Annotated in this window: 18 protein-coding genes; 4 read left to right on the top strand and 14 right to left on the bottom strand. The window is 61.5% G+C overall.

Annotation, left to right across the window (positions count from 1 at the left end; translation table 11 throughout):
• Nucleotides 1-56: 56 nt before the first annotated feature.
• From B9Z51_RS12085 to B9Z51_RS12075, 3 genes are all read right to left on the bottom strand, one after another.
• Nucleotides 57-554 (bottom strand): Spy/CpxP family protein refolding chaperone, encoded by a 498-nt coding sequence (locus B9Z51_RS12085; protein WP_158272882.1) that lies wholly within the window; start codon nt 552-554, stop codon nt 57-59.
• A 204-nt stretch (nt 555-758) separates the two neighbouring features.
• Nucleotides 759-953, bottom strand: coding sequence for a DUF2892 domain-containing protein (locus B9Z51_RS12080; RefSeq protein ID WP_108375081.1), 195 nt, complete (start codon nt 951-953; stop codon nt 759-761).
• 27 nt (nt 954-980) lie between these two features.
• Entirely contained in the window at nt 981-1178 is a 198-nt protein-coding gene (locus tag B9Z51_RS12075) for a heavy-metal-associated domain-containing protein (RefSeq protein WP_108375079.1), read from the bottom strand.
• Between the two features lie 65 nt (nt 1179-1243).
• On the opposite strand from B9Z51_RS12075, the gene B9Z51_RS12070 reads away from it, so the two are divergent.
• Together B9Z51_RS12070 and B9Z51_RS12065 are read left to right on the top strand one after the other, a co-directional pair.
• Complete coding sequence (locus tag B9Z51_RS12070) at nt 1244-3454, top strand: cation-translocating P-type ATPase (RefSeq protein ID WP_108375077.1); 2211 nt, start codon at nt 1244-1246, stop codon at nt 3452-3454.
• A 96-nt stretch (nt 3455-3550) separates the two neighbouring features.
• Complete coding sequence (locus B9Z51_RS12065; protein WP_199227526.1) at nt 3551-4132, top strand: hemerythrin domain-containing protein; 582 nt, start codon at nt 3551-3553, stop codon at nt 4130-4132.
• 160 nt (nt 4133-4292) lie between these two features.
• Here the strand turns inward: B9Z51_RS12065 and B9Z51_RS12060 are convergent, their stop codons facing one another.
• The 4 genes from B9Z51_RS12060 to B9Z51_RS12045 are packed head-to-tail and all read right to left on the bottom strand — an operon-like array spanning nt 4293 to nt 10780.
• The gene (locus B9Z51_RS12060) at nt 4293-5168 is read right to left on the bottom strand and encodes a DUF535 family protein (protein WP_108375073.1); all 876 of its coding nucleotides are present in this window, start codon (nt 5166-5168) and stop codon (nt 4293-4295) included.
• Nucleotides 5168-8242 (bottom strand): efflux RND transporter permease subunit, encoded by a 3075-nt coding sequence (locus B9Z51_RS12055; protein ID WP_108375071.1) that lies wholly within the window; start codon nt 8240-8242, stop codon nt 5168-5170. Before B9Z51_RS12055 ends, B9Z51_RS12060 begins: the two co-directional genes overlap by 1 nt.
• Nucleotides 8239-9402 (bottom strand): efflux RND transporter periplasmic adaptor subunit, encoded by a 1164-nt coding sequence (locus B9Z51_RS12050; protein ID WP_233254948.1) that lies wholly within the window; start codon nt 9400-9402, stop codon nt 8239-8241. Before B9Z51_RS12050 ends, B9Z51_RS12055 begins: the two co-directional genes overlap by 4 nt.
• A gap of 34 nt (nt 9403-9436) precedes the next feature.
• The gene (locus B9Z51_RS12045; RefSeq protein WP_108375067.1) at nt 9437-10780 is read right to left on the bottom strand and encodes a TolC family protein; all 1344 of its coding nucleotides are present in this window, start codon (nt 10778-10780) and stop codon (nt 9437-9439) included.
• A gap of 96 nt (nt 10781-10876) precedes the next feature.
• Here B9Z51_RS12045 and B9Z51_RS12040 point away from each other — a divergent pair, with 96 nt between their 5' ends.
• On the top strand, nt 10877-11569 hold the full coding sequence (locus tag B9Z51_RS12040; protein WP_108375065.1) for a response regulator transcription factor: 693 nt from the start codon (nt 10877-10879) through the stop codon (nt 11567-11569).
• Nucleotides 11566-12993 carry a sensor histidine kinase gene (locus tag B9Z51_RS12035; RefSeq protein ID WP_108375063.1) on the top strand — a complete coding sequence of 476 codons (1428 nt, stop codon included), beginning with the start codon at nt 11566-11568 and terminating at the stop codon, nt 12991-12993. The genes B9Z51_RS12040 and B9Z51_RS12035 overlap by 4 nt, the downstream gene beginning before the upstream one ends.
• A 42-nt stretch (nt 12994-13035) precedes the next feature.
• On the opposite strand, the gene B9Z51_RS12030 is transcribed toward B9Z51_RS12035, so the two are convergent.
• The 7 genes from B9Z51_RS12030 to B9Z51_RS12000 form a co-directional block, all read right to left on the bottom strand.
• Entirely contained in the window at nt 13036-14634 is a 1599-nt protein-coding gene (locus B9Z51_RS12030) for a GMC family oxidoreductase (protein WP_108375061.1), read from the bottom strand.
• 253 nt (nt 14635-14887) lie between these two features.
• Entirely contained in the window at nt 14888-17125 is a 2238-nt protein-coding gene (locus B9Z51_RS12025) for an NADP-dependent isocitrate dehydrogenase (RefSeq protein WP_108375959.1), read from the bottom strand.
• A 194-nt stretch (nt 17126-17319) separates the two neighbouring features.
• Nucleotides 17320-18849, bottom strand: a complete 1530-nt coding sequence (locus B9Z51_RS12020; protein ID WP_108375059.1) for a sugar ABC transporter ATP-binding protein — start codon at nt 18847-18849, stop codon at nt 17320-17322.
• Complete coding sequence (locus tag B9Z51_RS12015) at nt 18846-19955, bottom strand: strictosidine synthase (protein WP_108375057.1); 1110 nt, start codon at nt 19953-19955, stop codon at nt 18846-18848. The genes B9Z51_RS12020 and B9Z51_RS12015 overlap by 4 nt, the downstream gene beginning before the upstream one ends.
• Complete coding sequence (locus B9Z51_RS12010) at nt 19955-22081, bottom strand: SMP-30/gluconolactonase/LRE family protein (protein WP_108375055.1); 2127 nt, start codon at nt 22079-22081, stop codon at nt 19955-19957. Before B9Z51_RS12010 ends, B9Z51_RS12015 begins: the two co-directional genes overlap by 1 nt.
• Before the next feature lie 103 nt (nt 22082-22184).
• Nucleotides 22185-23201: a sugar ABC transporter substrate-binding protein gene (locus tag B9Z51_RS12005; protein WP_199227525.1), complete on the bottom strand. Its 1017-nt coding sequence runs from the start codon at nt 23199-23201 to the stop codon at nt 22185-22187.
• Nucleotides 23202-23262: 61 nt separating this feature from the next.
• The gene (locus B9Z51_RS12000) at nt 23263-24234 is read right to left on the bottom strand and encodes an ABC transporter permease (RefSeq protein ID WP_108375957.1); all 972 of its coding nucleotides are present in this window, start codon (nt 24232-24234) and stop codon (nt 23263-23265) included.
• Nucleotides 24235-24241 lie beyond the last annotated feature (7 nt).

Genomic DNA, 24241 nt, shown 5'->3' with positions numbered 1-24241 from the left:
ACTTGTGAAGGTAGCCTCGTACAGAGAGCATGCGTTACATGCCGGTCAGCATTCGCTCAACGTGGACCGAAGCGACCACCGCCGTGAGGCATGACGCCATACAGGTGCGTCATGGCCTGGGCGGTTTCGGTGTCAAAGGTTTTCTTCTGATCAGCGTTCAGTGCCGCATAGAAAACCTTGGTGGCATCCACATGTTTTTGCATCAAGGCATCACGTTGTGCTTTGTGCGCCTGCATTTGGTCCAGGCGTTCTGGTGTGGTGAGTTTTTCCAAAGCTGCTGGGTCTGGCCAAAAGAAGGGCAGTGCGGGTAGTTGCATGGATTGAGCAAACGCAGTCCATGCCCCTTCCTGGCTGGGTTCGAGCTTCAATTTGCTTTTGAGTTCTGCGAGCTGTCTGGCTTGCCGTTCGCTCATGTATTGATGCATTTTTTCTATGCGTTCGGCTTGTGGCACCCGGGTATCAGGAGCACGAGGGGGAGCGTTCTGGGCCAAGGCCAGACCAGACAAGCTGGCCAGCAAGCTGCCGGTGATGAGTGCGTGGCGAATCGATTTCATGGGAAACATCCTTTCAATGATGGGATGGCGTCAGTGTGCCGCTGCCATGTGTCCGGGATATGCTGCGCAAGCTCTGATTTGTAAAGATCAGTGAATGCATGCAGCGTGATCTCAACACTGCATCACGCCCCAGTCCGGGAAGTCCTTATTTTCAAAGCCCGGCTTCGCTGTTCCACCGCTGTGGATGAATGAGCATCCGCCAATTCAAGTTTTTTTGGTTTTGCAGGTGTTGATGCCGATCAGGCTGTAGGGTGGGCACCAGCCGATCAAACCGGTGGCCATGGGCACCAGACCCAACCAGCCCCAGACACCAATCTGGCCTGCCAAAGTCAAGCCCACCATCACCAGGCCTACCAGCACGCGAACAATGCGCTCAATACCACCAATGTTTTGGTTCATGACGATTCCTTTGAAGTGAAAAAAAAATCAAACAGCGACGCGGTAACCTTCTTGGGCAATGGCTTGCGCCAAAGCTTCGCGAGGTTTTTCAGAATGGACCTGAACCGTGTTGTGGGGACGATCAATCGTCACTTGGGCTTGAGCATCCAGGGCCAACAAGGCTTTGGTCACGGCCTTTTCGCAGTGTCCACAAGTCATGCCCTCAACGGTGAAAATTTGGTTCATGATATGCATTTCAAATAAACCCTCATGGGTATATTGAAAGCATAGATCAAAAAGGCGGTTTGAACATGACACACATCAATAGTGAACCCCAAACCATCGACATCGGTATTGGGGGCATGACCTGTGCTTCGTGTGTTTCAAGGGTAGAAAAAGCGCTCAACAAAGTGCCGGGTGTGACCTCTGCCACGGTGAACCTGGCCACCGAATCTGCACGCATTGCGGTTCAGACTGGCGATGTGACCGACGCGCGCCTGCGCAGAGCCATACGTGATGCGGGTTACGAGCCGCTCAGCCCGCAAGCAGCAGACATCGCAGCCCATGATTCCCCATGGGCGGGCTTTGCACCGGTGGCCATCGGGCTGATGTTGTCGATCCCTTTGGTATTGCCCATGTTGGGGGACTTGTGGGGGAAGCACTGGATGCTGCCGTCCTGGCTGCAGTTTGCATTGGCCACACCGGTGCAGTTCATATTGGGCGCGCGCTTTTACAAAGCCGGATGGCATGCCCTCAAGGCGCTCACTGGCAACATGGACCTGTTGGTTGCATTGGGCACCACAGCCGGATGGTTGCTCTCGGTTTGGCTCTGGCTGACTGCGCATCCCGGACATGCGCCGCATCTGTATTTTGAAGGCTCGGCCATGGTCATCACCTTGGTCATGCTGGGCAAATGGCTGGAAGCGCGTGCCAAACGTCAAACCACCGAGGCCATTCGCGCCTTGCATGCCTTGCGCCCGGACAAGGCGCACTGGATCAGTGAAGACGGCGAAGTCGATGTGCCTGTGGATGAAATTCTGGTGGGCGATCTGATTGTGGTGCGTCCCGGAGAGCGTGTTCCGCTCGATGGAGAATTGGTCGAAGGCCAGACCCAGGTGGACGAAGCGATGTTGACGGGTGAGCCCCTGCCGGTGTCCAAAGCCTTGGGCGCACAGCTCACGGGTGGCTCCATCAATGGCGATGGCCGGGTCTTGATGCGGATCAGTGCCGTGGGTCATGAGACAGTGCTCTCGCGCATCATCCGTCTGGTGGAAGACGCGCAAGCGGCCAAAGCACCCATACAGCGTCTGGTGGACAAAGTTGCCGAGGTTTTTGTACCCGTGGTCTTGTTGGTCGCGTTCATCACCCTGGCAGTCTGGATGTTCAAGGGCGCCTCTTTTGAGACCGCCTTGATCCATGCAGTGGCTGTGTTGGTCATCGCCTGTCCTTGCGCATTGGGCTTGGCCACACCGGTGGCCATCATGGCCGGCACAGGGGTGGCGGCCAAACATGGCATTTTGATCAAGGACGCACAGGCGCTGGAAATCGCGCACAAAGTGCAAACCGTGGCGTTTGACAAAACCGGCACCCTCACCATGGGGCAACCTCAATTGATGCAATGTTTGCCTGCGCCCGGGCATAACGCCAAGACCGCACTGGCTTGGGCCGCTGCCGTGCAAAGTGGCAGCGAACACCCCTTGGCCCGTGCCGTGCTGTCGGCAGCCAAAGCGCAAGGCTTGAGCCCGGGCACTGCCCAGAACATGACCGCTGTGCCCGGCAAAGGCGTGCAGGCCACGGTCGATGGGCACGCGCTGATGCTGGGCAGTTTGCGTTGGTTGCAGCAAGAAGGCATGGACATGACCATTTGGGACCATGATTTGAAACTGTTGCAAGCCGAAGGGGTGACCGTGTCGGCCCTGGCCGAACGCACCGCAACGGGCGTGCAAGGCCTGCTCTTGCTGGCATTTGGCGATGAACCCAAACCAGGGGCTGCGCAGGCATTGGCCGCACTGCGCGATCGGGGCCTGAAACTGGTCATGATTTCGGGCGACAACCAGGCCGCAGCTGAAAGCATGGCGCGGCGCCTGGGTTTGCGCCCTGAAGACGGTGAAGTGCTGGCTGAAGTTTTACCCGGCGACAAATCAGCACAAGTGCAAAAGCTGCGCGAAGGCGGCCGCATCGTGGCCATGGTGGGTGATGGCGTCAATGATGCCCCAGCGCTCGCCGCAGCCGATGTGGGCCTGGCCATGGGCAACGGCACCGATGTGGCCATGCACGCGGCAGGCATCACCCTCATGCGCGGCGATGTGGCGCTGGTGGGCGCAGCGCTCGATATATCGGCACGCACCGTGGCCAAGATCCGGCAAAACCTGTTTTGGGCCTTTGCCTACAACGTGGCCGGCATCCCCTTGGCGGCCATGGGATACCTCAATCCGGTGATCGCCGGAGGAGCCATGGCCCTGAGTTCGGTCAGTGTGATGAGCAATGCCTTGTTGCTCAAACGCTGGAAACCCAAAAGCTGAGGAGCCGCTGAAAAGCATCCCATTTTCTTGACATGCGTCATGACGTTTGGGGGCAAAAGTGTTCAAACTGACAAGAACACAAAAAGGAGAAGCCCCATGAAAAAGCACAGCAGCCTGCAAATCATTCGTGACGAACACGCGTCTTTGGCGGCCATGCTGCAGTCCATGCGCATGATGATCGAAAGAGGCCCGAGCGAAGACCGCCGCAATTTTTTTGATGTCTTGCGTGCGATGCTGTTCTACATCGACGAATTTCCAGAGCGTCTGCACCATCCCAAAGAATCAAATTTGCTCTTTCCCAAAGTGGCCAAAGCCGTACCCAAAGTCATGGGCGCCATCGACAAATTGGAAAGAGACCACATGTACAGTGAAAAAGCCGCCCGCGATTTGCAGCACTTGCTTCTGTCATGGGAGCTGCTGGGCGCAAGCCGCCGTCAGGCATTTGAAGATGCGTTCAAGACCTACATGGCCTTCTATGTGGAACACATGCACCTGGAAGAATCCATCATCCTGCCCGAGGCTGAGCATTGCCTCACAGACGATGAGTGGCAGGCCCTGGATGCGGCATTTGCCGCCAACGCCGATCCCCTCACCGGCCATTACCCACCAGCGCAGGAATACGAAAAACTCTTCAGCATGATTGTGAGCCGGGCCCCATCGCCCATTGGTTTGGGTTGATTGCTTGCCACTGTGGTTTGGCCACAAGTCGCCGACCGGCCAATAAGCTCGCAGGTCGGCAGCTTCAGCTCCGACGTTGTGTGCTCAGCACAGACCCATGTCGGGGCTGAAGCCGCCGACCTGCGAATACTGCCCACCCGCAAAAAACTGGGCAGGCGATTCAGCTCCGCTGTGCCATGCTGGCCGAGAGCGCTTGCAGCAGATCAGCGGCCAAGGCGGCTTTGCGTTTGGCCTCGGCGCGCTTGTTGGAGGCCACATCGCTGAAATCCTGGGGCAAGACCACCTGCGCACTGACTTCAAACAGACCGTTGGCTTGCGGCTCGGCACCCAGATCGCGCCACAGGCCTTCCAGATCGGTCTTGATCTTCAGGCGGCGCACCGGGTTGAGGGCCACGCGTTGCCGGTTGGGCACCAGCAAAACCCGCTGGCAACCGCACAGCTGGGCAAATTGGCGCGCTGCTTGCAGCAGCAAGACCGAAGGCCGGTAACCGTGAAAGCTCTTGGTGGCTGTGCGGATCAGGTCTTTGGCCTCGTCCGTGTTGTTGCTTTGCAGGCGCGTGATGAGCATGTCCGGTTGGAGAGGCTCGCCCGCCAGCGCAAAAGTCAGCGAATACAAAAACCGATCACCCAGGTACAGCTGCAGGCTCATCTCGCCTTCGCGGTGGCCGTCACGCAGGGACTGCAAAAACAATCGCGCCTTGTCTTCCGACTTGGTGGGCACTTCACACAAGAGCAAGGCTTGCGCAGCAGAACGCACCAGCAAGGATTCAAGGCCCTGTTGTCTGACCACTTCATAGTGCCGGACCATCATCTGCACGCGTTGAGAGCAGCTCAAGGTGCGAAGTCCGTAAGGGCGGTAAATGCGCGTCAGCAGCTTCGGGAAGTCTGGCACCTGCGACCACAGCACCTCGTGGCCACGCACGAAATCCAGCCAGCGGCGGGTGCTGGTGGCATAGAAAACCCGCCCCAGCAGCAGCTTGGCACGTTCACGGGGGTGGTTTTTCAGTGCTGTCCAGCAGTCTTGCCAAGCGTTCATCAGGCCTCAGTGGGTGGGGTGTTTTTGGAGAACCAAGAAGCATACAGCACAGGCAAGACCACCAAAGTCAGCAGCGTGGCCGTGATCAGTCCACCAATCACCACAATCGCCAAAGGCCGCTGGGTTTCAGAGCCGATGTCGTGGCTCATGGCCATGGGCAGCAAACCCAAAGCCGCCAGCATGGCCGTCATCAGCACGGTGCGCAAGCGCTGTTTGGCGCCCTCTTTCACCGCATCGATCACGTTGTAACCGGCGTTGCGCAGTTGCTGGAACACCGACAGCATCACCACGCCGTTGAGCACGGCCTGACCCGACAGCGCAATGAAACCGATGGCCGCCGACACCGACAGTGGGATGTTGAACACCCACAGTGCAATGAAGCCGCCAATCAGGGCCAGGGGCACGTTCATCAAAATCAGCGCTGCGCTCTTGAAGGAACTGAAGGCGTCAAACAGCAACACAAAGATCAGCAGCAGCGAGATCGGCACCACCACCGACAGGCGCTGCATGGCGCGTTCCTGGTTTTCAAATTCGCCCGACCAGTTGACGGTGTAATTGGCGGGAATCTTGACGTTGGCGTCGACGCGCTTTTTCATGTCGCCCACCACCGAGCCCATGTCACGGCCCTTGATGAAGATGCCAATGGCCATGGTGCGGCGGCCCGACTCGCGGGCGATGTTCATGGCGCCGCTGGTCTGCTCGATCTTGCTGACTGCGCCCAGACTGACGTAACCGCCATCGGGCGTGGGGATGGGAATGGCTGACAGCTCCGAGATGTTGCGCCGCTCCTGGGGCAGGCGCACGGCCACATCAAAGCGGCGCTCGCCGTCCCACAGTGTGGTGGCGCCCTTGCCTGCCAGCGCAGCTTCGATCACGTCTTGCACATCGCCCACGTTCAGGCCGTAGCGAGCGGCTTGCTCGCGCTGGATGTTGATCAGCAGCTGCGGCAATTCGCCCTGGCGGTCGATTTCGGCCCGGCTCACGCCCTTGACCTGTTTGATTTCACGCTCGATGGCCTCAGCCGTTTCCTTGAGCACCACCAGGTCATCGCCTGCGATCTTGATGACGATCTGGCCGTCGATCTGCGAAATCGATTCGAGCACGTTGTCCCGAATGGGCTGCGAGAACGTCGGCTCCATGCCCGGCAGGGCTGAGACGGCGTGGTCCATCTCTTCAATCAGCTGCTCGCGGGTCAGGCCCTTGCGCCATTCTTCAGCGGGTTTCAAATCCACAAAAATCTCGGCCATGCTGATGGTTTTGGGGTCGGTGCCGTCTTCGGGCTGACCGGCCTTGGACACCGTGGTGCGCACTTCGGGCACGCTGTGCAAGGTTTTGCGGATCTGGCTCAGGATGCGCGTGGCCTCTTCGTTGGCCACACTGGCGGGCAATCGCACGTTGACCCAGATCGTGCCTTCATTGAGTTCCGGCAAAAATTCCGAACCCAGGCGTGAGGCGGCCACCATGGCCAAGGCAAAGCAGCCAATGGCAATGCCCACCACCTTGCGGCGGTGGCTCAGCGCCCAGTCCAGCGCCGGGACGTAAATTTGCTTGGCTTTGGCCACCACGCGGTTGTCGTGATGCGGCAGCTTTTTGCGCAGCATCCAGTAGCCCAGCAAAGGCACCAAGGTGAGTGAGAAGATCAGCGAGCCGATCAGCGCCGCCGTGACCGACAGGGCCATGGGCTGGAAGATGCGGCCTTCATGACGCTGCAAGGCAAAGATCGGGATGTGCGCCGCAATGATGATCAGCATCGAGAACACCGTGGGCCTGCCCACTTCGTTGGTGGCCTCGGTGATCACGGCCTTGCGTTCCTTGTCGTTCATGCCTTCACCGCGCTCGGCCAGGCGGTGCATGATGTTTTCGATCACGATCACCGCACCGTCCACGATGATGCCGAAGTCCATCGCGCCCAGGCTCAGCAAGTTCGCCGGGATGCCCATGATCTTCAGGCCCAAAAAGGTGGACAACAAGGCCAAGGGAATCACCGCCACCACCGCCAGGCTGGCGCGCAGGTTGGACAAGAAGATGTAGAGCACCAGCGACACCAGCAGCGCGCCTTCGACCAGGTTCTTGAACACCGTCGTCAAAGTTTTGTCCATCAACCAGGTGCGGTCATAAAAGGGCACCACCTGCACGCCTTTGGGCAGCCCGCGTTCGTTGAGTTCCTTGAGCTTGTCCTTGACGCCCTTGAGCACGACGCTGGGGTTTTCGCCTTTGCGCATGACCACGATGCCGGTCACGATGTCGTTGTCCAGGTCTTGGCCCACGGTGCCCAGGCGAGGCACCGCGCCGATCTTCACGGTCGCGATATCGCGCACCAGAATTGGTGTGGCGTTGCGCGTGGCGACCACCACCTGGCCAATTTCTTCGGGTGAACGCAGCAAGCCGATGCCGCGGATGGCGAACTGTTGCAAGCCCTGGGCGACATAGCTGCCGCCCGCGTTGGAGTTGCCTCGGCCCAGCGCATCGAGCAGGTTCTGGAAGGTCAACTTGTGGGCGCGCAGTTTTTCCAGGTCGGGCTGCACTTCGTATTGTTTGATGAAGCCGCCCATGGCCACCACATCGGCCACACCGGGCACTTGGCGCAGACCGCGCTCCACCACCCAGTCTTGCAGGGTGCGCAGCTCGGTCGTGGTCTGGCCATCGCCGCGCAGGCGGTAGCGCATGACTTCACCCACAGGCGTGGCGTTGGGGGCAATGTTGGCTTCTACGCCGGGGGGCAGATCAACGCCGCGCAAACGTTCATTGACTTGTTGGCGGACGATGTTCACATCCGCGTTGTCGTTGTAAGTGACCACGGTGAACGACAAACCAAACTGGGTGTGCGAGAACACCCGGATCGAGTTGGGCAGCCCGGCCAGCGCCACCTCGATGGGCAGCGTGACCTGCTTTTCCACCTCTTCGGCGGCCCGCCCCGGGTACAGCGCGATCACCGTCACCTGGGTGTCGGTCACGTCCGGAAAGGCTTCGACCGACAGGTTTTTGAAAGCGATCACGCCCGCCATGACAAACAGCAGCGTGCCCAGCACGATGAACAGCGGCTGGTTCAGCGCGTAATGGATGAGTTTTTTCATGGCTTGGCGTGCTCTGTGGTGTGGGCGGCTTCCTGGGCCAAGCGCAATTCACGCGCCAGCAGCAGACCGTTTTGGCTGACCACTTGCTCGCCTTCCTTGAGGCCTTCGCCAATCAACACGGTTTTGGGGCCTTCAAAAGAGACCTTCACATCACGCGGTGCGAACATGCCCGCCTCGCTTTGCACAAACACATAGTGCTGGTTGCCGCGCAGGAAGACCGCTGTGGCAGGCACCTCGACGCCGGGGCCGACCTGGCGCGCATAGCGCACCTTGGCCAGCATTTCGCTTTTAAGCAAACGCTTGGGGTTGGCCACCGCAGCGCGGATTTTGATGGTGCGGGTGGCTGGGTCAATCTGGTCGGTGACGGCTTTGATGGTGGCTTCAAAACTTTGCCCGGCCAGTGAGGGCAGCACCAGGTTCACCTTGGCGCCCGGGCGCAAATCGGCCACATCGGCTTCCTGAGCGTCAATTTGCACCCACAGGGTGCTGGGGTCAGACACCACGAACATGGGGGCTGTGCTGGCATCCGGGCGCACTTCCTGGCCGGGGTTCAGGTTGCGCTCGACCACCACGCCAGAAATCTCGCTGCGCAGGCCCAGTTGCATGTTCACCCCGGTGCTGCTGCCATACAGGCTGGTGCGGGCCTGAGCACGCGCCACTTCGGCCTGGGCACGGCTGGCTTCGGCCTCGGCTTGCTCCAGGTCTTTGCGGGCCACGACACCGGCTTCAAACAACTCGCGCTGGCGTTTCAGGGCCTGGCTGGCCAGCGTGGCGTCGGCTTGGGCGCGAGAGGTGTCGGCCTGGGCGGCGCCAAACTCGGGCGATGCCAGTTGCGCCAGCACCTGACCGGCGCTCACCGATTGGCCCACATCGGCACTGATGCGCGACACGCGCCCGGCAAAGGCGGCGTAAATGCGTTGGGTTTTTTCTTCGTTCCAGACGATGCGGGCGGGCAGCTCGACCGCGATGCTCTTGGCGGTCACAGCTTTCGTGGTCACCAACAGCGGCAGCTGGGGGTGACCTGCCGGGTAGCGCAGCTGGTTGTTCTGGATGATGGGGGTGGGCACGCCCGCCACAGGTTCAGGTTTGTCCTGGCAAGCGCTCAGCAAGGTGAGTGCGGCCAGGCCGATGGCGGTCAGGGAAAGGTGCAAAGATTTCACGGAAATTCTCTCGCTCAATAAGTGTTCAAAAAGCTCAGCGTGGGGCTTGTGCCGATTGGCGCAACAGCCAGGTGCCCAATGCCTTGGCGTGTTCGCTGCGCACGGCCAGGGCTTCGAGCTGGGTGGTTTTCAGGGTGCGGCGCGCATCCAGCAAATCGGTCAGCGTCAAACCGCCCTTGCTGTAGGCGGTCTCGGCCTGGGCCGCCACACGGCTGGCTTGCGGCAAGATGGCTTCGTCGTAAATCTTCAGGCGCTCGGCGCTGGCTTGCCAGGCTTGCACTTGGGTGCGCAGCTCGGCACGGGCTTGCAGCAGGGTCTTTTGCAGCAGATCGCGGCTTTGTTCTTCTTGCGCCAGAGCGCGGCCGATTTCACCGTCAAAGCGTTGGCCACCGGTCAGAGGCACCGAAATGCGAAACGCCAGCAAGCGCGTGGAGGTGCCGGGGTAGTGGTCAAACGTGGTGCCCACGCTGGGGTCCCCCTGGCGCAGCGCCTGTGCCGCCTGCACCGCTGTGTGTGCCGCTTCTACCCGGGCACGGGCGGCGATCACGTCCGGGCGTTGCTCGACCAGGGCGTCGATCACCTGCTCGTCTGGCACGCTTTGCGCGAGCGCGATCGGCCAGTCGCCTTGGGCTTGCCAACCACCGGTCGGCACGCTCAGACCGGTCCGCAGGCTGAGCGCTTGTGTGGCCAGTTGGTGTTCAAGGGCCGCGTTGTGCACGTCGGCGCGGGCGCGATCGGCTTCGATGCGGGTGCGGGCCGCGTCTTGGGCCGACAAGTCACCCGCTTTGAGTCGGTGGTCGGCGCTTTGGGCCAGTTGGGCGGCGCTCTGGGCCATGGCCTGCACGGTTTGCAAGCGTTCTTGCGTGGCCAGCAGGTCATAAAAAGCGGCTTGCGCCCCGATTTGCTGCAACACCAAGGCGTCTTGTCCGTCGGCTTGCACGGCTTTGACCAAGCGTTCGGCCAGTTCGGTGCGCAGGGCGCGTTTGTTGCCGCGCTCCCAGGTCCAGTCCAGGCCCAGCGATTTGTCCAGTTTTTTCTGTGTCCAGAACGATCCGCCACCCACCCCGTTTTGCAGATCAATCGAAGACACCCCCGCCGACAGTGTGGGTGCGGGCGCCCGGTCAGCGGTCAGCACATCGGCTTGTGCCGCCTGCAAGGCGCGCTGTGCGGCCATCACGTCGGGGTTGCGCTGGGCCGCTTGCAGAACTTGCGCCAGACTCAAACTGGCGGATGCGCTGGCCGTCAAGGCAACTGGGGCGCCGGGCAAAGCGGCCTGAGGGGGCACGGCAGGTCCATCGGCGGCCCAGGCGGTGACCGCCCAAAGACTGCAAGCCAGCCCGGCCAGAGGGCCTGAAAAAAACAAGTGTCGTATGCTCATGCCTCATTTATCGGGGATGCGGCCTGACCAAGACCTGACTTGTCAGCTGTGTTGGTAAAAATATAACTTTAATATCAATTTGGAGCTTGTGGGCAGATGCGCATACTGTTGGTAGAAGACGATCCGGTGCTGCAAGGGGTCATGCTGCGCAGCCTGAACGATGCCGGTCATCGGGTCGATGGCGCTGGAGACTATGACAGCGCTTGCCACCTGTGGCGGGTTCAGCCCTATGACGCGGTTTTGCTCGATTTGAATTTGCCGCAAAACCACCGCGCCGACGCGGGCATGACCAGTGGCTTGAACCTGCTGCGCGAGCGCCGTGCCAAGGGCGACAAAACCCCCGTGCTGGTGCTCACGGCCCGCAACCGCACCGACGAACGCATTGCCGGGCTGGACGCCGGGGCGGACGATTACCTGGGCAAGCCCTTTGAGCTGGCCGAGGTCGAGGCCCGATTGCGCGCCCTGGTGCGCCGCAGTCAGGGCGCCGAAGACCTGACGCAGCTGGGCCAGCTGGTGCTCGACCGCAAAGCCCGCCGCGTCTTGATCCACGGCCAGGAGCTGGTTCTGCCCGCTCGTGAGCTGGAGGTGCTGTGGGAGTTGATGACCCCGCCCGGGCACACCGTCAGCAAAAAGGACTTGTCCAACAAACTGTCGGACTTTGAAGAAGCCCTGGCCGACAACGCGTTGGAGGCCTTCATCTCGCGTTTGCGCAAAAAGCTGGCGCAGTCCGGCGCCACCATCCGCACTTTGCGTGGCTTGGGTTACCTCATGGAAGAAGAGCGCCCGTGAAAGCACCCGTCCGCGCCCTGCGTTCGCGCTTGCTCTGGCATGTCATCTGGCCTTTGGCGCTGACGTGGTTGCTGGGCACGGTGCTGGCGTTTGGCGTGGCGCGTTATTTCACGCAGCAGGCACTGGACCGCGCCTTGCTCGATGACGCCTACGCGGTGGCCAGCCATGTGCGCCATGCCGAAGATGGTGGCTTGACCTTGGGCCTGACCGCGACAGAAATGAGCACCTTGCTCTTTGACCAGAATGAAAGCCTTTACTTCGCTGTGTACTTGGACGATGGCCGACTCTTGGCAGGGCATGCGGGTTTGCCATTGCCGTCGGTGAGTGAGGGGGCCGCGCCGTTTTTCACAGAAGTCGCGTTTCAAAATCAGATGCTGCGAGCGGTGCAGCTGCCCCGACAAAAGCCTGCGGCCTTCAATGTGGTGGTGGCCCAGACCACGCACAGCCAGGGCCGTTTGTTTGAACGCTTGCTCGTGGTGTCGCTGGCGCCCCAAGTGTTGCTGCTGCTCGGCCTGGCCTGGTGGTTGCGGCGCATGATCCAGAAAGACGTGCAACCCCTGATGGACCTGGAAAACGCCGTGGCCCAGCGTGATGCCCGCGATTTGACGCCGGTGACGGTCTCGCGCCGGACCAGCGAAGTGCAGCGTCTGGGCGAAGCGGTCAACGCACTGCTCTTGCGCATCGGGCAAAGCGTGCGCGGGCAAAAAGAATTTGCAGGCAATGTGGCCCACGAACTGCGCACACCACTGGCCGGCATACGCGCCTTGGCCGAATATGGCCTGGCCCATGCCGAGCCCCACATCTGGCGTGAACAACTGCACAGCATTGTCCAAAGTCAGGCCCGTGCCAGCCATTTGATTGACCAGTTGCTGGCGCTGGCGCTGGCGCAAGAGGCCATGCAGGTGCTGCCGTTGCACCCCCTGTCGCTCGACGATGTGGTGCGCGACAGCCTGATGCGGCATCTGCACCGGGCCGATGGTCTGGGGGTTGATCTGGGTGCCCGGGGGCTGGATGTGCCGGTGCAGGTGCTGGCGCAGCGCGCCTTGCTCGAAGGGGTGCTGGACAACCTGATTGACAACGCGCTGCGCTATGGCCTGCCCTCGGAAGGCGAGCCGCGCCATGTGACGGTTGAAATTGTTCGTGATGCCGGGCAAGGCGAGGTGTGCCTTTCCGTCATTGACAACGGGCCTGGCATTTCCGATGTCCAGCGTGAGCGGCTGCTCAGTCGCTGGGCGCAAGGCAGCGCCGGGGAAGCCCTCAAACAAGGCTCGGGCCTGGGCCTGGCCATCGTCGCTGAATATGCCCGCATTCTGGGCGCCACATTCCGGCTGGCGCAGGCCGAGGGGGCGCGGGGCCTGAAGGTCAGCGTGTGCTTTGCAAATCAGCAGCCGGGGTCATCGAGTCCCGTCAACCCATCCCCGTAGGTCGGCACTCGAAGAGTCCGACATGGATGGGGGGCTCACAGCTCAGCGGGCTGCTGCGCGGATCAGCTCGGCGGCTTTTTCGGCCAGCATGATCGTGGGGGCGTTGGTGTTGCCGCTGACCACACGCGGCATGACCGACGCGTCCACCACCCGCAGCCCGGCCACGCCACGCACTTTCAAGGTGGAGTCCACCACCGCCATCTCGTCGCAGCCCATGCGGCAGGTGCCCACGGGGTGGTAGATGGTGTCGGCGTGCTGGCGAATCCAAGTGGCCAGCTCGGCATCGGTTTGTGCTTTGGCTGATGCGGCCGCTTCCCGGCCATAAGCGCTGAGCGCTGGTTGGTTCAGAATGCGCCGTGCTTGACGCACCCCCTCGATCATCTGGGCCATGTCGGCTTCGTGTGTCAAAAACCCTGGGTCAATCAGCGGTGGCGTCATGGCATCGGTGCTGGCCAGGCGCACATGGCCACGGCTTTGGGGTTGCAACAGGCACACATGCAATGAATAACCATGGCCCATGCTGGGCGTGCGGCCGTGGTTGACCAGTTTGCCGACCACAAAGTGCAGTTGAATGTTGGGCTGGGCCAGCTCGGGTGAGGTCTTGAAAAAGCCCCCGGCCTCGGCAAAGTTGGTGGTCAGCATGCCCCGGCGATGCTGGCGCCAGTGCCACATGCCCTGAAGAATCCGCCACGCCCCCTTGGGCGAGACACCAAACAGTTCGGTGTACGGTGCCTGGGCAACCAGCACCACATCGGGGTGGTCGTGCAGGTTCTGGCCCACGCCGGGCAAATCGCACAGGGTCTCAATGCCCATGGCTTGCAGGTGTGCGCCAGGCCCAATGCCCGAACGCATCAGCAAGGCGGGCGATTGGAAGGCACCGCCACTGAGGATGATCTCGCGTCGCGCCGACAAACTGCGTTGCGTGCCGCCCTGGCGCACCAGCACCTGACGGGCCACACCGCCTTCGAGCACCAGGTGATCGGCCGTCACGCCCGTCAGCACATGCAAATTCGGGCGATGGCGCTGGGGTGTCAGGTATGCCTTGGCGGCGCTGAAACGCTCGCCGTTTTTGTGCGTCACCTGGTATAGGCCTACGCCTTCCTGGCTGGCGCCATTGAAGTCCTCGTTGCGTGCCAAACCGGCTTGTTCACCGGCTTGCACAAAACGGTGCGAAAACACATTCGGGCTTTGCAGATCGGCCACATTCAAAGGCCCGTTTTGGCCATGCCATGCGTTGTGCAGGCGTTCGTTGTGTTCGGCTTTGAGAAAGTAGGGCAACACATCCTGCCAGGCCCAGCCCGGGTTGCCCATTGCGGCCCACTGGTCGTAATCGGCATGCTGGCCGCGAATGTAGATCATGGCGTTGGTCGAACTGGAGCCGCCCAGAGTGCGCCCCCGCGGCTGGTAGCCCTTGCGCCCAAGCAGGCCGGGCTGGGGCACGGTTTCAAGGGCTTGCGACACACTGCGAACCAGCGGCATGGCGGCAATCCCGGCCGGGCAGTGGATCAGCGCGCTGGTGTCCTCTGGCCCGGCTTCGAGCAGGGCCACCTGCACGTTCGGGTCTTCACTCAGACGTGCAGCGAGCACGCAACCGGCTGAGCCTGCGCCCACGATGATGTAGTCAAAACAATCTGGGGTCATATAGCTCTCGGGTGTCGGGGGACGATTGGATGGTTCGGATGAAAACCCTTTTTAGCCGATTTCACGGCATATACAAACCTTTGGGGTAATTCAGGACGCCCTGCAGGAGGGCCATTGTCGGATTCTGCGAGTACCGACCTGCGGGTGGGGGGCGGTGGTCAACGACCAAGACAAAAAAAGCCCCCGCAAACATGGCTGCTTGCGGGGGCTGGGGATCACCTGGCGCGCAGGGCGCCGTGATGTCAGGCGTGGATCAGGCCTTGACGCTGGCCAAGGCGGCGTTGAAGGTCGCGCTGGGGCGCATGATGGCGGCCAGTTTGGCCTGGTCGGGCATGTAATAGCCGCCAATGTCCACAGGCTTGCCCTGCACGGCGTTCAGCTCTTCCACGATCTTCGTCTCGTTGTCGGTCAAAGCTTTGGCCAAAGGCGCGAATTGGGCGGCCAGTTCCTTGTCTTCGGTTTGCGCAGCCAATTCCTGAGCCCAGTACATGGCCAGGTAGAACTGGCTGCCACGGTTGTCCAGCAGGCCGGTCTTGGGCGAAGGGTTCTTGTTGTTGTCCAGCAGTTTGCCGGTGGCGGCATCCAGCGTGGCAGACAGGACCTTGGCCTTGGTGTTGCCGGTTTTCAGACCCAGGTCTTCCAGCGACACGGCCAGCGCCAGGAATTCGCCCAGCGAGTCCCAGCGCAGGTGGTTTTCTTCGACCAACTGCTGCACATGCTTGGGGGCCGAGCCGCCTGCACCGGTTTCGTACATGCCGCCGCCCGCCATCAAAGGAACGACCGACAGCATCTTGGCCGAGGTGCCCAGTTCCATGATCGGGAACAGGTCGGTCAGGTAGTCGCGCAGGATGTTGCCGGTGGCGCTGATGGTGTCCAGACCGCGCACCACACGCTCCAGGGTGTAACGCATCGCACGCACCTGGCTCATGATCTGGATGTCCAGACCGGCGGTGTTGTGCTCGTGCAGGTACATCTTGACCTTGGTGATCAACTGGGCTTCGTGGGGGCGGTACTGGTCGAGCCAGAACACCACGGGCATGCCGGAGTTGCGCGCTCGCGTGACGGCCAGCTTGACCCAGTCACGAATCGCTGCGTCCTTGACCTGGCACATGCGCCAGATGTCGCCCGCTTCCACGTTTTCGGAGAGCAGCACTTCGCCGGTGTTCAGGTCGGTGATGTTGGCCACGCCGTCTTCGGGGATCTCGAAGGTCTTGTCATGCGAGCCGTATTCTTCGGCTTGCTGGGCCATCAGGCCGACGTTGGGCACGGTGCCCATGGTCTTGGGGTCGAATGCGCCATGCCATTTGCAGAAGTTGATCATCTCCTGGTAAATGCGGGCAAAGGTCGACTCGGGCATCACGGCCTTGACGTCTTTCAAGCGGCCGTTGGCGTCCCACATCTTGCCGCCGTTGCGGATCATGGCGGGCATGGAGGCGTCCACGATCACGTCGTTGGGCGAGTGGAAGTTGGTGATGCCTTTGGCTGAATCGACCATGGCCAGCTCAGGGCGGTGCTCGTGGCAGGCGTGCAGGTCACGCTTGATTTCGTCTTGCTTGGACTGGGGCAAGGTGGCGATTTTGTTGTACAGATCGGCCATGCCGTTGTTCACGTTCACGCCCAGTTCCTTGAACAGGGCGTCGTGCTTTTCAAAGGCTTCCTTGTAGAAAATCTTCACACAGTGACCGAACACGATGGGGTGCGAAACCTTCATCATGGTCGCCTTGACGTGCAGCGAGAACATTACGCCGGTTTTGCGGGCGTCTTCGATTTCTTTTTCGTAGAACTCGCACAAAGCCTTTTTGCTCATGAACATGCTGTCGATGACTTCACGGTCAAGCAGGGAGACTTTGGGTTTGAGGATGATGGCCTTGCCGCTCTTGGTGATCAGCTCCATCTTCACGTCACGGGCGCGGTCCAGGGTCATGGACTTTTCACCGTGGTAGAAGTCGCCGCTGTGCATGTGCGAGACGTGCGAACGCGAGGCCTGGCTCCATTCGGCCATGCTGTGGGGGTTCTTTCGGGCGAACTCTTTCACGGCGCGGGGGGCACGGCGGTCCGAGTTGCCTTCGCGCAGCACGGGGTTCACGGCCGAGCCGGTGCACTTGGAATAACGGGCCTTGAGGGCCTTTTCTTCTTCCGTTGTGGGGTTTTCGGGGTAGTCGGGCAGAGCGTAGCCTTTGGACTGCAACTCCTTGATCGCGGCGACCAGTTGGCCCACCGAAGCGCTGATGTTGGGCAGCTTGATGATGTTGGCCGAGGGGTTCAGGGTCAGTTTGCCCAGTTCGGCCAGGTTGTTGGTCACGCGCTGCTCAGCGGGCAACAAATCCGAAAACTCACCCAAAATACGGGCCGCCACAGAGATGTCGCTCTCGGCCACTTCGATGCCGGCAGGCGCCGCAAACGTGCGGATGATCGGCAAAAACGAGGCCGTGGCCAGCAAGGGCGCCTCGTCGGTCAGGGTGTAAATGATCTTGGATTTGTCAGCAGCCATGGGGGTCTCACTTTTGGTCGAGGATGATGCGGAGGTCGAAAACGAGTAGGTTTTGACGCTCACTGGGGCTTCTGCGGTCTCAATCGAGGCAGATGAGGCGCTATTTTAAGAGAGCCAAAGAGTGGTTTTTCTTACGCAGGGCGCCCACGCGGGCGCCATGTCACAGAACCGGACAGTTTGAGGGCACGCGCCTGTCAGTGAATGGCCGCGTACATGATCCCCTCTTGGGTGGCATCGGTGGCCGAGAACTCAACCACCACCTTGCCCTGCTTGGCCACCAGGATGCGGTCAGACAGGGACATCACCTCGGGCAGGTAAGACGAAATCACCACCACCGCCTTGCCCGCATCGGCCAGACGGTTGATTTCGGCATGGATCTCGGCAATCGCCCCGACATCCACCCCGCGTGTGGGTTCGTCAAAAATGATCACGTCCGGGTCTTGCACCAGGGACTTGGCGATCACCACCTTTTGCTGGTTGCCGCCCGACAGCTCGATCACCTTCACATCCTTGCTGATGGCCCGCACATTGAGCAGGCGGCTCCAGTGCTCGCCAATGGCCCCCGCTTTGGCCGAAGAGATGGCGCCGAACACGTTTTTGGACTTGCCCAGCAGGCCCATGTAGATGTTTTTGGCGATCGACATGGTTTCAAAAAAGCCTTCGACCTTGCGGTCTTCGGTGATGTAGGCGATGCCGTCATGCACGGCCTGGCGCGGCACCCGGTAGCGCACGGGTTGGCCGCGCAGCAGCACCTCGCCGCCATGAAAGAAGTCGCGCTTGATGAGCCCAGCCACCACTTTGAAGGTTTCGGTGCGCCCCGCACCGACCAGCCCGAAAACGCCGGTGATTTGCCCTGCAAACACCGACAGCGAGTTGTTTTTCACCATCGACGCCATGCGCAGGTTGCGCACCGACAGCATGCATTCGCCTTGGGGGCGCACGGTGGTTTTCTTCTGGCCGTAGAGGGTTTGCGACAAATCGCGCCCCACCATGGCCTGCACGATGCGGTTGCGGTCAAAGTTGCTTTTGTCGTCCGTCACGATGTGCTGGCCATCGCGCAGCACGGTGATGCGGTCGGCCAGCTGCAGGGCCTCTTCCAGGGCGTGCGAGATGAAGATGATGGACACCCCGCGTTCCTTGAGCTTGAACACGAGGTCAAAAAAGTACTTCTTTTCCTCGGGTGTCAGGCTGGCCGTGGGCTCGTCAAAAATGATCACGCTGGCCTGGTGCAGCACCGCACGGGCGATCTCCACCATCTGTTTTTTGGCCGCGCCCAGCAAGCTCACGGTGGCGGTCGGGTCCACGTCAAAGTTGAGCGACTGCAAAAACTGCTGCGCCGAAATGTAGACCCCGCGCAAGCGGTTGAAGAACTGCTCCTGGCCCAGAAACAGGTTCTGCGCCACCGTCATGGTGGGTACCAGGCTGGTCTCCTGGAACACCATGGCAATGCCGTGCTCCAGCGCCTGCAAGGGCGTGGACAGCTGCACCTCTTGGCCGTGCACCAGCATCTGGCCCGAGCTCAGGGGCACCACCCCGGCCATGACCTTGGTCAGCGTGGATTTGCCCGCGCCGTTTTCGCCCAGCAGCGCATGGATTTCACCCCGACGCAGAGAAAAATCGACGTTTTCAATGGCCGGCACGCCGCTGTAGCGCTTGGTCGCCTGGCGCAGCTCCAGCACCACCTCGGTAGAGGCGATGGGTGTTGGGTTTGCAGGGTGTGTCATGTCCGGGCCTCCGCCTTGTTCAGATCGATCCGCAAAAGTCGGCCCGCACCTTTGGAGGCCACCCACAAAGCGCCGCCCCACTCGACCACGGCCGTCACGCCGTGGTGGCGTCCATCCACCTGGCTGTGCAAAGACGACAGGATCCGGCCATCTGCCGCAACCCGCAGCACCAGGCCATAAGAGCGCGGTGGCGCCCAAGGTTTGAGCATGCCCATTTGCTTGACGCCCGCACCTTGCAAAGGTTCCAGAAAGCTGTGGCCAGACGACAGGGCCGGGGCGATCCAGTAACGCGGGTCAATCTCTTGCAGCATGCGCTTGCGGTAAGCGGGCTCACGCAGCACAAACTCCACCAGCTGCGAGCGGCAGACAAAGCAGCTCAGCCAAAAACCGCCGCCCGCCGCTGCGCTCATGCGCGAGGGGTAGCCGGGCAATTCGGCCACCAGCGCACCCTTGCCCTTGCCAGCACCCGAGGCCGGGGTGACGCGGTGCTTCCAGCTCTCGCTGTACAGGGCCTGCCCACCCAGCGACAGCACGCCAAAAGCATGGTGCAAGCCGCTGGCCAGACTCTGCACCGCACCCGTGGCGGGCTGCCAGCGCGCCACGCGGCCGCTGTGGCCCAGTTCCATCAGGTCATGGCACCACTGGTCAGTGCTGCGCCGCTGTGAGCCGTCGCTGAGCAACACCGCGCCGTCGGCCTCAAACGCCAGCGCATTGACGCTGTGCAAAGGCTGGCCCTGCAGGCTCTGCAGCGCAGGCCCATCGCGCAGGCTGCCGTCGGCCTGTGTGTGCAGCACTTGCACTTGCGTGCCGCCCAGGGCCACGGCCAGGGTGCCATTGGCTTGTGCGGCCAGAGCGGTGATGTTTTCGTTGAACTCACGCACCAGCACGGGTTGACCCTCTTGCAGGCGCAGCAAACGCGCCCCGGCGCTGATCCACAGCTGCTGACCATCACAGGCCAGGTCGTCAATGCCTGCGATCTCGGCCACCACGGTGGCGTCGTCGAGCTGGCGGTTGGGCTTGAGTGCCCCGTCCATGACCGGCACGGTGATGGCGGCACTGCCGCGTCCCAGCAGTCGGTCACTCCAATTGCGCAAACTTGTCAGCATCAGCGTGCTCCCCAGCGTTGGCCGTATTGAGAAAAATTCGGATCGGCGTTGTCGAGCTTGTAGCGGCCAATGCGGTTGTTGGAGATGCCGCCCAAATACAGATGGCCCTGGTGCTCGCGCATGGAGGTGATCATGGGGTGGTTCACGCCGCCCAGGTCCCACAGCGTTTCCAGGATCTCGCCTTTTTCAGAAAACTTGAGCACGCAGCCGGTGTTGATGTTGGGGAACAGCCACTCGTCAAACGGCACGCGCTTGGCCATGCGCTGGCGGAAGCCCGGCATGCGCAGCGCCAGGTCGTAGGCCGGGCCGCGCATGCCCACCAGGGCCAGCCAGTAGTGGCCGTCCGAGGCCAGGTTGATGTTGTCGGGGTAGCCCGGCAGGTTGTCGACCACCATCTCGACCTGGTCCTTCTTGGGGCCATCGAACCAGAAGCGCTTGATGCAGCAGCCCCAGGTTTCGGCAAACAAGATCGACTGGCCGTCGCTGGCGATGCAGATGCCGTTCGGAAAACGCAGGCCGCGCAACACGGTTTTGGTGCTGTTGTCGCGCGGGTCGTAGCAGACGATACGGCCATTGCCGCGTGCTTCCAGGCCGTCCACGGCCCACTCGTGCATCTCATAGCGCACGGTGGCTTCGCTGAAGAAGATGCGGCCATCGTCAGCGATGTCCAGGTCGTCGGCCAGGCGCAGTCGGCTGTCGTCGTTGATCGAACTCCAGCTGCGGTTGGTCTCGTCGGTCACGCGCTGCACTTCGCGCTCGGGCGTGATGCGGTACAGGCCCATGCCGCCTACACAGACGACCAGGTTGTCCTGCCGGTCAAAGGCCATGCCCAGCGGCTGGCCGCCGATGTGCGCAAAGACTTCCATGCGCTGGTAGTCGGGGGCAAAAAAGCGCATCACATCGCCATGGCGCGAGCCTGCGTACAGGTTGTTCTCGCGGTCCAAGATCACGTCTTCGGGTGCTTCGATGCGGCCCAGGCCAATCGTCTCGACCGCACGCAGTTTGTTGTTCAGGGTCCAGGGGCCGCTGTCTTTGCCCTCGCCCTCGGCCGTGCACACCGGCGCGGGCGCCAGGGCCTGGTAGGCCGGGCTCACATACACCTTGCTGATGATGCGGTGGCGGTTCTTGAGCCAGCGCACATCGATGACGGCCGCCGCAATCAGGATGCCCGCCAGCACCATGCGCGTCAGCCCCCCGGAGACCGACATCGAAGTCAGGCCGTTGGTGATGAGCAGCACCACCAAGGTGCCCACCAGGGCCTTGGTCACCGAGCCCCGGCCGCCGCCCAGGCTGATGCCGCCCAGCACAGCCGCGGTGAGCACCAGCACCTCCATGCCCACGCCAATGTCGGCACCCGCCGTGGCCAGGCGCGATGCAAAAAAGCAGCCGCCCACCGCCGTCAGCATGCCGCTGGCCACATAGCTCAGGGCCACGGTGCGGCGCACGGCAATGCCGCTGTTGTAGGCCGAGCGGCGCGAGCCGCCAATGGCCATGATGTGCCAACCCACACGAAGGCGCGTGAGCATCACATGCCCGCCGATGGCGGCAAGCGCATAGGCCCAGGCCACGGTGGGCAGGCCCAAAAACGTGCCATTGCCCAGAAAGTCCCACACCTCGGAATCGGGGATGCTGCCGGCAATGGCGGTCGAATACTGCAGGCTCAGGATTTCATAGAGCGAGCGAAAAATGATCAGGGTGATCAGCGTGGTCAAAAAGGCGCGCAGGCGCAAATAACCGATCAACACCCCATTGACGGCCCCCAGCAAGGCGCCAAACAGCAGCGTGCCCGGCACGGCCAGGGCCACCGGCCACTTGAGCACATGCATCAGCATCAGGGCGCAAAAATTGGTCAGCGCAAACATGGAGCCCACCGACAGGTCGATGCCGCCGACGATCATCACCAGCGCCATGCCCAGCACGATGAAGCCAATCTCTCCGGCTTGCCGCAAGGTGTCGGCCAGCATGGTGGCGCTGTAGAAGTTGGGCACCAGTTGGCCCGAAAAAAAGACCACCATCACCAGCAGCAGCACCGGCACAGCGGTTTCCGTCCAGCGCTTGGACAGGATCTCGCCCACCCAGTGATCGGGCCAATATGTGTAGCGCAGTCGGGTCAGGGTTTCAGTCATGTGCAAACCAGGGTGTGTGGGGGTGTACAAAACAAGCTCTCATGGCGGCAAGGGGGGCGGGCCATGCCACCCGCCTTGCCGCCTTGAGGCGTCGAAGGCCCGCTTACTTGGATGCGGCCAGCTTCCAGCAAGTGCCTTCAGCAGACGCGTTTTGCTTGGTGATCGGGATCAGCGTGGTGTAGATGTTTTGTTTGGCTGCACCGGGCTTGACGCCGCCTTGCACCAACCACTTGATCATGGCCGCCATGTTGCTGGCTTGGGTGGGCACGTCGTAGCTGATGTCCAGGTCAAACGCACCGGACTTGACCATGTCGCAAGCGCCTTTTTGTTCACCGCCACCCGAAGTGGCCAAGTAGACCTTACCGGTCAGGCCTGCTTCCTTGACCGCCGCTGCGGTGCCGATGTCCATGCCGTCCCAAAAGCCGATGATGCCGCACAGGTCTGGGTTTTGCTTCAGCACCGTCTGGGTCAGCGCCTTGGCTTTGGCAGCGTCCCAATCGGCGGCCTGGTTGGACACGACCTTGATTTCGGGGTGCTTGGCCAAGACGTTTTCTACGCCCTTGAGCGTGTAAGCGCTCGTGGCGGCCGTCGGTGCGCCTTGCACGATGGCGATCTTGTTGCTCTTGCCCTTGCAAGCTTGCACCACAGCGTCGGCGTTGCGTTCGCCAATGTCCACCCAGTCAGCGCCCACAAAGGCGGTGGAAGGCTGGGCCGAGCGCATGTTGATCTGCACCACGTAAATGCCTTCGTCTTCGGCCTTCTTGATCAGCTTGGCGTAGGTCTGCACATCGGGGTTGTGGATCACGATGACGGCGGGCTTTTCGGCAATCAGCGCGGTGAAGGCCTGGGCGCCCGCGTTGGTGTTCCAGTTGGGGTCACGCACCACCACCTTCATGCCAGCGGCTTCGAGTTCCTTTTTCAGGCCTGCGTGCCAGCCAATGGCCAGGTCAAAGCCAAAGGCCACGGGAATGAAACCCACGGTCTTGCCTGCAAGGGCTTTTTTATAGCCGTCGCGAAAGGGCTCGTCGAGTCCTTTGCCTTGCGCCATGGCGGATGTGGCCGCGCAAAGGCCCAGCGTCACAACGGCTGCGGCGGTGCTCAGTTTTTGAAAAATCCTCATTGCCTGTCTCCTGGTGGTTAAAAGTGGTTGACGCCCCAACAAGCCGGGCGTCTGGCTGTGCTCAGATGTCCCCTTGCTGTGCGGTCTCTTCGTTGCGGGGGTTCAAAATCGAATCGATCAGGATGGCGGCCAGCAGCACCACCCCTTTGACAATGTTTTGCACGGAATAAGAGATGTCCATGATCGTCATGCCGTTGAGCATGGTGCCGATCAGCAGCGTGCCGATGATCACGTTGACCACCCCGCCCCGGCCGCCCGCCAAGCCAATGCCACCCAGCACCACCACCAGCACCACGTCGTAGACCATGGTCGAGTTGAAGATGCGCGTGGGCATGCTGTTGACCGAGGCCGACATGACCAGCCCCGCAAACAGGCCCACCAGCGCGGCCAGCACAAACTGCAACACCATGATGGGCCGTGTGGGCAAGCCGGTGGCGCGAGCGGTCAGCGGGTTGTCGCCCATGGCGTAAATGAAGCTGCCGGCCCGCATGCGCCCCAAAAACAGCGACAGCAATGTGGCCGCCAAACCAAACATGATCACCGGCGTGGGAATGCCCAGCACCGCGCCCCGGCCTATCCAGACCAGCGCGTCCAGGGTCTCTGGCCACTGCACGACTTCGAGCTGAAAAATGAAGGCCTGGCCCAGCCCCGCCAAAAACAGCCCCGAGGCCAGCGTGGTGAACAGCGAGGGCACTTCGGCATAGGCGATCAACCAGCCGTTGAGCAGGCCAAAGGCCAGCGACAGGCACAGCGCCACGCCCACAGCCGGGCCGATGCCGTAACCGTTTTGCACCAGTTGCAACAAAAAACCCGAAGGCACCGCCATGGCCGCGATCATCGAAATGTCGATGCCTCGCCCGATCACCACCACCGCCATGCCCAGTCCCAAAATGCCCAGAATGGCGACGTTTTGCAGCAAGGTCAGCAGGTTGTCCACCTGTGCAAAGCCCGGCAAAAAGGCCGCCAGGGCGATGAACATCACCACAAAGATGGCGAAGACAATGGTCTGCTGTGTGGCGCGTAACTTGATCATGAACATC

This window comes from Limnohabitans sp. T6-5 (assembly GCF_003063315.1).
Lineage (GTDB): Bacteria > Pseudomonadota > Gammaproteobacteria > Burkholderiales > Burkholderiaceae_C > Limnohabitans_A.
Note: the sequence above shows the minus strand (reverse complement) of the source record. Positions and strands in the feature narration are given on the sequence as shown.